General features: G+C 39.1%; 11 protein-coding genes and 1 pseudogene. 2 read left to right on the forward strand and 10 right to left on the reverse strand.

All coding sequences use genetic code 11. From position 1 onward, the window contains the following. The 10 genes from AC1DDX_RS17530 to hisG all read right to left on the reverse strand — a co-directional run. Positions 1–418, reverse strand: a 418-nt coding sequence (locus AC1DDX_RS17530) for an OsmC family protein (protein ID WP_477622337.1), incomplete at its 3' end; no start/stop codon positions are given. A 57-nt stretch (positions 419–475) separates the two neighbouring features. Beyond that, complete coding sequence (locus AC1DDX_RS17535) at positions 476–1,378, reverse strand: WD40 repeat domain-containing protein (protein ID WP_288880638.1); 903 nt, start codon at positions 1,376–1,378, stop codon at positions 476–478. 4 nt (positions 1,379–1,382) lie between these two features. Next, positions 1,383–1,952 carry a bifunctional phosphoribosyl-AMP cyclohydrolase/phosphoribosyl-ATP diphosphatase HisIE gene (gene hisIE, locus AC1DDX_RS17540; RefSeq protein ID WP_477622339.1) on the reverse strand — a complete coding sequence of 190 codons (570 nt, stop codon included), beginning with the start codon at positions 1,950–1,952 and terminating at the stop codon, positions 1,383–1,385. A 34-nt stretch (positions 1,953–1,986) separates the two neighbouring features. Beyond that, positions 1,987–2,742 (reverse strand): imidazole glycerol phosphate synthase subunit HisF, encoded by a 756-nt coding sequence (gene hisF, locus AC1DDX_RS17545; protein ID WP_172660699.1) that lies wholly within the window; start codon positions 2,740–2,742, stop codon positions 1,987–1,989. 3 nt (positions 2,743–2,745) lie between these two features. Continuing rightward, the gene (gene hisA / locus AC1DDX_RS17550) at positions 2,746–3,495 is read right to left on the reverse strand and encodes a 1-(5-phosphoribosyl)-5-[(5-phosphoribosylamino)methylideneamino]imidazole-4-carboxamide isomerase (RefSeq protein WP_172660698.1); all 750 of its coding nucleotides are present in this window, start codon (positions 3,493–3,495) and stop codon (positions 2,746–2,748) included. Position 3,496: 1 nt separating this feature from the next. Continuing rightward, positions 3,497–4,090: an imidazole glycerol phosphate synthase subunit HisH gene (gene hisH, locus AC1DDX_RS17555; protein WP_172660697.1), complete on the reverse strand. Its 594-nt coding sequence runs from the start codon at positions 4,088–4,090 to the stop codon at positions 3,497–3,499. A gap of 62 nt (positions 4,091–4,152) precedes the next feature. After that, on the reverse strand, positions 4,153–5,286 hold the full coding sequence (gene hisB, locus AC1DDX_RS17560; protein ID WP_337715633.1) for a bifunctional histidinol-phosphatase/imidazoleglycerol-phosphate dehydratase HisB: 1,134 nt from the start codon (positions 5,284–5,286) through the stop codon (positions 4,153–4,155). After that, a complete protein-coding gene (gene hisC, locus AC1DDX_RS17565; protein WP_337715631.1) occupies positions 5,286–6,326 on the reverse strand; it encodes a histidinol-phosphate transaminase in 1,041 nt (346 codons plus the stop codon). The genes hisB and hisC overlap by 1 nt, the downstream gene beginning before the upstream one ends. A gap of 26 nt (positions 6,327–6,352) precedes the next feature. Continuing rightward, positions 6,353–7,645 (reverse strand): histidinol dehydrogenase, encoded by a 1,293-nt coding sequence (gene hisD, locus AC1DDX_RS17570; RefSeq protein ID WP_288880646.1) that lies wholly within the window; start codon positions 7,643–7,645, stop codon positions 6,353–6,355. Between the two features lie 68 nt (positions 7,646–7,713). After that, complete coding sequence (hisG, locus tag AC1DDX_RS17575) at positions 7,714–8,565, reverse strand: ATP phosphoribosyltransferase (protein ID WP_477622338.1); 852 nt, start codon at positions 8,563–8,565, stop codon at positions 7,714–7,716. Between the two features lie 477 nt (positions 8,566–9,042). Between hisG and AC1DDX_RS17580 the strand changes: the two genes are divergently transcribed. After that, entirely contained in the window at positions 9,043–9,621 is a 579-nt protein-coding gene (locus tag AC1DDX_RS17580) for an RNA polymerase sigma factor (protein ID WP_337715630.1), read from the forward strand. A 107-nt stretch (positions 9,622–9,728) separates the two neighbouring features. Further along, positions 9,729–10,385: pseudogene (locus AC1DDX_RS17585) on the forward strand (hypothetical protein); the annotation flags it as partial.

Consider the following 10,385-nt stretch of genomic DNA (forward strand, 5'->3'; position numbering starts at 1 on the left):
CAATAAAGCACATCTTGTTTGCCTGTTCGTGTAATGAATTCGCTTTTTCTATGTGGTCCTCATTGTTAATTACCACCACAGGGTTTAAAATAACTTCGGTAAAATGACCGCTTCCACTAGGTTCTTCGGCCATTTTTCCTACGGCATTGTCGGTATAATCCAATACTATGATCTCATTTTGAGAGCATAGATGTAAAAACCAAAGCATGTGGCATGATGATAATGATGAAACCAACAAATCTTCTGGATTGTGTTTGGTTTTATCCCCTAAAAATGCCGAATCTGATGATCCCTGGATATCCGCTTTATGGTCTATTGATATGATATAACTTCTTTCGTAAGACCGGTAGTCCATTGTTCCTGAACCTTTATTACCTGTCCATGTTAAACTCGTTTGATATAGATGTTCTTTGGCCATAACTTATACTTAGTAGCCTCCAATTTAAACAAACTTTCCTTAAAAAAATAGTATACTTTAAGAATTAAACTCCCAAACCATTACCTGTCGGTCATCGCCTGTAGAGATCAGGTATTTACCATCTGAACTCCAGATGAGTTTGTTAATAGAATGGAAATGGCCCTCCGTATTTTTTTCTAAACTAAGGATCTTATATAGTTTGAAATCATTGGCTCCCCATAGCTTAATGCTCTTGTCCTGACTGCAGGTAGCAAAATAAGGCTGAGTAGGGTGGAAGGCGATAGTGTATACACTGAACATATGTGCTGCTATGTTATTTGCCAATTCATAGTTTGGTAAGTTCCATACCTTTAATTGTGCATCACGGCCACCCGAAATTAAAGATGCTCCATTCGGAGCATATTGCAATGAAGTGATTGGGAGTTTATGACTGCTCAACTCAATCTTTAAGCTATAATCCAAAGAATTGTAAACTCTGATAATTCCATCTTTACAACCAAAAGCAACTTCTTCTTCTGAATTGCTTATCGCAATGGTACGAACTGTATTGTGTAAAACAGGGAAATTATATAGCAATGAGAAATCACTGAGCGACCATACAGCCACTGTTCCATCTTCTCCGGTACTTAAAAGTTCGTTTTTATAAGCAATGGTTTTTAGATCGAATACTCCCTTTTGGTGATGACTTAAAGTAGCAATGGTTTTCTCAAGCTTTATGTCAAATACAAGAATTAACCCACTTCTTTGTGCTATAAAGAGTAAATCTTTATAACTATGTAAAGCATATACGGAGCTTTGTACGGGCACCAGAACCTTAACAAAGGTCATTGTTTTTAATGACCATTCTACTACGCCTTTATCATTGCCTGCGCTAAAGAAGAAGCCTTCTTTTGCAGCAGGACTTGCAAGTGCATAAATTGGGTTTTGATGACCGCTAAGTGTATGTAAGTGCTTTAACATATAATTATTTGCTATGTCGACCTTTTAGATTTAAGCCGATATCTGCCAGGGTTTTGCCCTTTTCTCTAAGTAAAACCAATAAATGAAAGATCAGGTCGGAGCTTTCGTTAACGAAATCCACATCAGTTTCGGCCAGTGCAGCTATAACAGTTTCAACACCTTCTTCACCAACTTTTTGTGCAATTTTATTGAGCCCTTTTGAACGAAGCTTATTTACATAAGATTCTTCAGAAGGGTTTTCATAGCGATCGGCAATGATCTGTTCCAGCTCAAATATAAAGTTCTGGTTGTAGTCAGTTTTAAAGCAGCTACGAGAACCTGTATGGCAAGTAGGACCTACCGGCGTAGCTTTTATTAAAATTGTATCATTATCGCAATCTATATGCGTTTCCTTTACAAAAAGAAAGTTTCCGCTTTCCTCACCTTTAGTCCATAGTCTGTTTTTACTGCGCGAAAAGAAAGTAACTTTTCCCTCTGCAAGTGTTTTATCCCATGCTTCCTGGTTCATATAACCCAGCATTAAAACTTCCAGGGTTTGTACATCCTGTATAATTACAGGTATCCTAAAATAAATTCAGGATGACGGCCGCTTTAGTTACAAGATTTTGCTACAACCTTACCGGTATATTGTGTTTTTTTAATTCGCTTTTTAAATAGGGGATAGGAATCTCACCAAAGTGAAAAACCGAGGCTGCCAAAGCAGCATCAACACCTGTCTCTAAAAATACCTCCGTAAAGTGTTCAACCTTCCCTGCGCCACCCGAGGCAATTACAGGGATGTTGATAGATCGTGCTATTTTATCAAGTAATAAGCAATCAAAGCCATTTTTAGTACCGTCGTGATCCATTGAAGTCAATAGAATTTCACCTGCTCCCAAACTTTCAGCCTTAAGAATCCAGTCTTCTGTTTCCAGTTCAGTAATCAACCGTCCGCCATTAAGGTGAACCATATTTTTGCCATCTACCAGTTTAGTGTCAACAGCCACCACTACAAACTGAACACCAAATGCTTTAGCTAAATCCTCAATTAACGAGGGGTTTCTGACTGCCGCAGAGTTAATGCTGATCTTGTCAGCACCGGAATTCAATAGTGCTTCAGCGTCAGCAATGGTAGTTATACCCCCACCTATGGTAAACGGGATATTTAGCTGACGGGCTACCGACTTCACCATTTCTATCGTGGTACCACGTCTTTCATGAGTTGCGGTAATGTCTAAAAACACCAGTTCATCAGCTCCTTGCTGCGCATACTGCCAGGCAAGTTCAACCGGATCCCCGGCATCTTTAAGGTCAACAAAATTTACACCTTTAACCGTGCGCCCATCTTTAACATCAAGGCATGGAATAATACGTTTGCTTAACATCGGTTAAAGAGAGGTCATTTGCTTCAGATTCCATTGCTTAATTTCATCAATAGAAATCCTGTTTTCATATATTGCCTTGCCAACAACTACTGAACGGATATCCAGGTTTGCCAGTTCTTCAATGTCGGCCATTGAACTGATACCACCCGATGCAATCAGTTTTATAAACGGAGAGTGCTCCAATAGTTTTTTATACAAATCTACGGCTGCGCCACCTAGTTTSCCATCTTTGTTGATATCTGTACATAGGAACCTGAAAAAGCCAAGTTGTAAGCACTTGTCAACATAATCCATTAGCTTAATTGGTGAACTTTCCATCCAGCCTGAGTATTTAATTACTTCGTCTAATACGTCAATAGCAATAACAATACGGTTGGCATAGTCATATTTTTTGCCTACTTCAGCACTAAGATCTTTTAAGAAATCAGGGTTGGTAATGGCCTGTGTGCCAACAATAACACGATGAATACCTGCGTCAAGCAAATCTGTAACTTGCTTAATTGTGCGGATACCACCTCCATACTGAACACGCATGTCGGTTTTCCTAATGATGTCAAAAAGCGCTGCCTGGTTACTGAAATCTCCTTTTGCTCCATTTAGATCAATAATATGTATGAATTCTGTACCATTAGACCGGTAAGTGTCTATCATTTCAGCGATGGAAACATCATATACTGTTTTTTGGTTATAATCACCTTCTCTAAGGCGAACTACCTTACCATCTAGAATATCAATTGCGGGAATTATGTACATTTTACTGTTTTAAGTTTGAAAAATTCTTTAATAAACGCTCTCCGGCGATACCAGATTTCTCTGGATGAAATTGTACGCCATAGAAATTATCCTTTTGCACTGCTGCAGAAAATGGTTTTCCATAATTTGCAGTCGCGATATCAAAAGTAGGGTTATATTCAATAAAGTACGAATGCACAAAGTAAAATTGTGTCAGATTTTCAACACCTTCAAACAAGGAATTGTTTTTATGATCTATATTATTCCAACCCATGTGCGGGATTTTAATCCCTTGATTCTTATCGAATAGTTTTGTTTTAACAGGTACTATATTCATCATGTCGGCATTTCCTTCTTCCGAATGTTCGGTAAGTAATTGCATGCCCACGCAGATGCCAAGTACCGGTTTTTTTAATGCCTTTATTGGCTCAACAAGCCCTGTTTGCTCCAGTTTGTTCATTGCTGCTCCGGCATGTCCCACACCTGGAATAATGATGTGGGTGTATTTGTCCAGGTCAGTTTCTGTGTTTACCATTCCGAAGGGTATAGCTAACCTTTCCAATGCAGAAGTAAGGGAAAAGATGTTGCCGGCGCCGTAGTTTACTATTCCAATCATTATTCAATTCTTTATTTCTCGTTCCCATCATCTCTCCTAAAGTCGAGATGACGGCTATCTAATTACAATACTCCCTTAGTGCTGGGTAAAACCAGCTTTTCAGCATCACGTTTAATGGCCATTTTAATTGCCTTGGCAAAGGCTTTAAATATAGCTTCAATTTTATGATGCTCGTTTTCGCCTTCAGCTTTAATGTTCAGGTTGCATTTTGCCGCATCACTAAATGATTTAAAGAAGTGATAAAACATTTCCGTAGGCATATCGCCAACCATTTCACGTTTAAAATCTGCTTCCCAAACAATCCAGTTACGCCCGCCAAAGTCTATTGCTGCCTGAGCTAAACAATCGTCCATAGGCAAGCAGAAACCATAGCGCTCAAGACCAAGTTTGTTACCTATAGCCTTGGCAAAAGCTTCTCCAAGTGCAATACCAGTATCCTCAATAGTATGGTGCTCATCTATATGCAAATCGCCATTGGTCTTGATTCGTAAATCAATACTTCCGTGACGCGCAATCTGGTCAAGCATATGGTTAAAGAAATTTAAGCCTGTATCGATATCAGCTTTGCCAGTTCCATCCAGATCAATGCCAATGCTAATCTTTGTTTCATTGGTATTGCGTTCATGAGTAATTGTTCTTGTTCCAGCCTTAAGCATGGTATAGATATCCACCCAATTTTGGGTTCTTAAAGCAATATACTCGGTTAAATGCTCCGCCTTTTCAAGCTTTTCATTAGCGCCAAGCTGGTCATTATTACAGATCCATATGGCTTTTGCACCAAGGTTTTTAGCCAGGATAACGTCGTTTATACGGTCGCCAACTACAAATGAATTGTCCAGATCATAGGCCTCGGTAAAATAATGTTGCAATAGTCCTGTATTGGGTTTGCGTGTTATTGCATTCTGGTGGGCAAAGGTTTTGTCGATAATTACCTCACTAAATTCTACGCCTTCACCGGCAAAAGTATCCATAATGAAATTATGTACCGGCCAGAAGTGCTCCTCAGGATGAGAATCTGTGCCTAAACCATCCTGATTAGTAACCATTACCAGCTCATATTCCAGCTCTGCTGCAATTTTTGAAAGATAGTATAGTGCTTTAGGGTAAAATTCTAATTTGGCAAATGAATCAATCTGCTCATCCGCGGGTTCTTTAATGAGTGTACCATCACGGTCTATAAATAATACTTTCTTCATTATAGTGTTTTTAGGGCTTTTAAGAGGATTTCGTTTTCTTGGGTGGTTCCGATAGTGATGCGCAGGCATCCTTCGCACAATGATACTTTAGATCGGTCTCTGATGATGATACCTTGGTCTACCAGGGCGTTGTATGTATTTAACGCATCATCAACCTGTATTAGTATAAAATTAGCATCAGATGGATATACCTTTTTTACCATGGCCAATTCAGCCAGATCTGTACTTAATTTATCTCTTTCTTCGACAGTAATTTTAATCCAGTCATTTACCTGTTCTATATTCTCCAAAGCTTTCAAAGCAATATCCTGTGTGGCCTGGTTTATATTATACGGAGGTTTAACTTTATTCAGCACATCTATAACCGGACGGGCGGCAAAAGCCATACCCAAACGCAGGGCTGCCAAACCCCAGGCTTTAGAGAAAGTTTGCAATACCACAAGGTTCGGATACTCCGTTAATTCTTTAATAAATGTGCGCTGTTTTGCGTAGTTAATGTATGCCTCATCTATCACAACCAAACCATTGAAATTAGCCAGTACGGTTTCAATATCTGTGCGGATAATTGAGTTTCCGGTAGGGTTATTTGGAGAGCAGATAAAGATCAGTTTAGTGTGCTCATCAATAGCCTCTGCAATGCCCTCAAGATCCAGCTGAAAGCTAGGTAGTAAATCGACTTTACGTATTTCAACATTGTTGATGTTTGCTGAAACTTCATACATGCCGTAAGTAGGAGGAAGGATGATGATGTTATCTATCCCCGGCTCACAAAAAGCTCTGAAAAGAAGATCTATTGCCTCGTCGCTTCCATTTCCAAGAAAGGTATTTTCAATTGGAACTCCTTTGATTTTGCTGATTGCATCTTTAAGATCAAGCTGTAAAGGATCAGGGTAGCGGTTGTAATTCTGATCTAATGGAGAGCCATAGCTGTTCTCATTGGCATCCAAAAATATGCTGGCCTGCCCTTTATATTCATCCCTCGCCGTAGAATAGGGGCGAAGGTTTTTAATGTTTTCTCTTTGTAATTTATTAATATCCATGTTAACGGGATTAATTTTTGGGCTTGTTAAACTATGTCTTTCAATCTAATACTTACCGCATTTCTGTGCGCCCTTAAGCCTTCCGCTTCTGCGAGTACCTCAACAGTGTTACCAATATTTTCTAAACCCTTAGGGCTGATGTGCTGGAAGGTAATCTTCTTTACAAACGAATCAAGTGAAACACCTGAATAAGCTTTTGCAAAGCCGCTTGTAGGCAAAGTGTGGTTAGTGCCCGAAGCATAATCTCCTGCGCTTTCCGGAGTTAAATTACCCAAAAATACAGATCCTGCGTTAGCTATCAGCGGTATAAGTGGTTCAAAATGGTCTGTGGAAAGGATCAGATGCTCTGGGGCATACGTGTTGCTAAATTCCATACCTTGTTCCAGATCTTTTACCAGTACAGCATACGAATTTGCTATTGCAAGGGCAGTTACGTCTTTTCGTGGAAGTTCTTTTAGTTGAATTTCAACTTGTTCAAGTGTTTTAGTTATGATTTCGTTTGAGGTAGAGACCAGTATGGTCTGACTATCAGCTCCATGCTCTGCTTGTGCAAGTAAGTCGGAAGCAACGTATGACGGATTGGCAGTCTCATCTGTAAGCACTAGGACCTCCGAAGGACCAGCAGGCATATCAATTGCAGTCATGGTTGTCGACTGTATCAGCTGTTTTGCCTGTGTTACATAACGGTTACCTGGGCCAAAAATCTTGTATACCTTAGGTACGCTTTCTGTTCCGTAAGCCATTGCGGCAACCGCCTGTGCACCTCCCACCAGATAGATCTTTTCAATTCCCAATTTCAAAGCGCAATAGGCCAGATAACAATTTGTTTTTCCGTCTTTTTGAGGAGGGGAACATACCACAATCTCTTTGCATCCCGCAAGTATAGCCGGTATTCCAAGCATCAAAAAAGTACTTGGTAAAACAGCAGATCCACCAGGGATATAAAGGCCTACACGGTCGATAGCCCTCGCTTCGCGCCAGCAGGTTACACCTGGCATTGTCTCTATCTTTTCTTCTTTATTGGCCTGAGCCGCATGAAAGGTTCGGATGTTTTGGTAGGCTGTATCAATAGCTGCTTTTGCAGCTGCAGGAATAGATGCGGCTATCTCTTCAATCTCTTTTTTTCCGATGAACAGCTGTGTTAATTCAACCTGGTCAAACTGTTTTGCAAAGCTAAACAAAGCCTTGTCTCCGTCGGTTTTAACAGCATCCACTATGCCTTTTACACGGTCTTGTATTGTAGCGTCGTCTTCCAGCTGCCTTAAACAGATCGATTCAATCTCTTGTTTAGATAAATCCTTATAACTGTAGATTTTCAAGTTGTTATATTTTAAGTTTAACTATTAGTTAATGATAAAATAGGCGTTTTTCTATTGTGATCTTATGATTAAGCAATGATTTTTTCAATAGGCATAACAACAATTCCTTGTGCGCCGGCTGCTTTAAGACTATTGATCTTTTCCCAGAAATCATGCTCTGCAATTACCGAATGTACAGCAACCCAGTCCTCATCAAACAATGGAACTACAGTCGGGCTTTTTACACCAGGCAAAAGATCTACAACTTTTTTAAGGTTAGACTTAGCCACATTCAGCACAACATATTTGGTCTCTTTTGCACGCAGTACCGAACGGATCCTTTGCAACAATTCCTGAACTTCAGGTAATAATTCTGAGCCTTCTTTTCCAATCAATATAGCCTCAGATTTCATCACTTCTGAGAATGGCTTCAAGCCATTACTTTTTAATGTTCCACCAGTTGAAACGATATCGCAAATCGCGTCGCTTAATCCTAAACCCGGACCAATTTCTACAGATCCGGATATGGTACGAACCTCAGCATTTACATGATTATCTTTAAGGTATTTTTCAAGGATTACAGGGTAAGAAGTTGCAATGGCTTTTCCTTCTAATTGTGCAATTTCTGTAATGTGACTTTCGTTAGGGATTGCGATTTTAAGTGTGCATTTACCGAAGCCTAATTTTTGAAGATAAGTAACTTCAGAGCCAGACTCTACAATTACGTTTTCGCCAACTATGCCCAGATCGGCAATTCCGTCCTGTACATATTCCGGAATATCGTCATCTCTTAAGAAGAGGATTTCCAATGGGAAATTTGTAAYAGTTGAAATTAATGAGCTTTTGTAGTTTTCGAAAGATAGACCACAATTTTTAAGGATTTCTACTGATTTTTCGTTTAATCTACCCGATTTCTGGATAGCGATTTTAAGTGTTTTCAAATGTGCTTTTGATTATTATTGAATTGAACAAGAAAATAAGGTCGGAAACAAGTTTTGAAGTACAAAACATTACATATACATCGCCAATTGGCGATGGTGCAAATGTAAATGATGGTTCAAAATTGTGTTCATAATATTATTTAAGTTCCTTATCAACAATGGCTAGCATCCTGAGGAGATGCAAATATATAGATTGAAATCGCAATTCCAAATAAAATTTGGTTTAAAATTAATATGTAACTGCTGTACAAAATAAAAATGGAGCCGAAACTGCCTCAGACTTGATAGTGAGTTAAGTGTGGCGAAGCTTTGACAGGGCCTTGCTAGGGTGTTTATAGAGCGATTGGCCTTATCAAGGCCCTAAAAACCATCAGCAGCTAGAGCCCTTTCTTATTAACCGATTGTAATTTTCTCAATACGGGGATATTTTCTGATTTGAGTATTCAGATAATAGTTAACTTTAGAGAAGTTGTTTATATGTTAGACTATACCAAATATAACGAACGTGAATTGATCCGGCTATTTAAGTCTGGAGATGATGCGGCGTTTAGGGAAATCTACATGAGGTACGATAAGCCCCTTTATCTCTATGCCTATCACAAACTTGGTAATAAAGAAGAATCCAGAGATATAGTGCAGGATGTTTTTGCATGGATGTTAAACAATCGTGAAACGCTCGATTTAAAAACCACCCTTTCTGGTTATCTCTATAAATCTGTTCTTAATAAGATTTTCAATGTTTTTAGACATAAAGATGTTTTACGCCGATATGCAGACGAAGGAAACCATTATATAGATGTTGATAGTGAAGAAACCGATTTTCTGATAAGAGAAAAGGATATCACTGCAATGATAGAAAAAGAAATAGCGGCAATGCCACCAGGAATGCGAAAGGTTTATGAGTTACGAAGCAAACAATATATGTCTGCAAAAGATATATCTGAACATTTAGGTGTTGCGGAATCAACAGTAAATACCCAGCTGAAAAGGGCAATGAAGCACTTGAAGCTAAAATTAGGACTTGTTATTTACTTGATTTTTATCATTAACTCCTGATTTGTAAAAATAATTTCAGACGCTGTCCCCATTTGGTGTTCCTGAGTTGTCTATGTCAACAATGAGCAGAATCCCAAATTCAAATCAGCGGATATTCTAAAGAGCCAATGGAAAAGAAAGATATTAAAAAAGTTTTGGATAAGGTGAGTGCTGGTACAGCTACTCCTGCGGAAGAACAAACTGCTAAATACTGGCTGCATTATTTTTCTAAAGATAATATTCCAGTACTTTCTGAAGATGAGCTGAATCAGGAAACTGAAGCGATTTACAAATCGCTGATGGAACAGAAGGCACCTGCAAAAGTAAAACGCTTATGGTATCCGGCTGTTGCCGCTGCATGCTTGTTAGTTGTAATTGGTGGTGGTTTGTTTTATTACAATCAGCAAATCAGTCCAGAGCCTAAGGCCTCTATAGTAGCAAACACCATTAATGATGTGGCACCCGCTCAAAATACGGCTACTTTAACCCTTGCAAACGGGAAAAAGATAATTTTATCTGATGCGCCAACAGGTCTGATCGCTGAACAAACAAATGTATCTATTTTCAAAACTGCAGACGGGAAATTGGCCTATAAAGCTAAACCTTTAAAGGATGATGAACAGAAAACAGCCATAGAGAATTCTGAATTAAATAGTATAACTACCGCAAGAGGGCAACAATATCAGGTGGCTTTACCCGACGGTTCAAAGATCTGGTTAAATGCCGCTTCTACACTTACATTTCCTGCAACTTTTACCTCACTTAAACAGCGTAAAGTCGAACTT

The organism is Pedobacter sp. 10L46_2 (assembly GCF_056395165.1).

What these genes read in the sequence shown, in the direction of transcription:
- AC1DDX_RS17535 (WP_288880638.1), bottom strand. Translation starts at nt 1,378, where the DNA reads ATGTTAAAGCACTTACATACACTTAGCGGTCATCAAAACCCAATTTAT.
- hisF (WP_172660699.1), bottom strand. Translation starts at nt 2,742, where the DNA reads ATGTTAAGCAAACGTATTATTCCATGCCTTGATGTTAAAGATGGGCGC.
- hisH (WP_172660697.1), bottom strand. Translation starts at nt 4,090, where the DNA reads ATGATTGGAATAGTAAACTACGGCGCCGGCAACATCTTTTCCCTTACT.
- hisB (WP_337715633.1), bottom strand. Translation starts at nt 5,286, where the DNA reads ATGAAGAAAGTATTATTTATAGACCGTGATGGTACACTCATTAAAGAA.
- hisC (WP_337715631.1), bottom strand. Translation starts at nt 6,326, where the DNA reads ATGGATATTAATAAATTACAAAGAGAAAACATTAAAAACCTTCGCCCC.
- AC1DDX_RS17580 (WP_337715630.1), top strand. Translation starts at nt 9,043, where the DNA reads ATGTTAGACTATACCAAATATAACGAACGTGAATTGATCCGGCTATTT.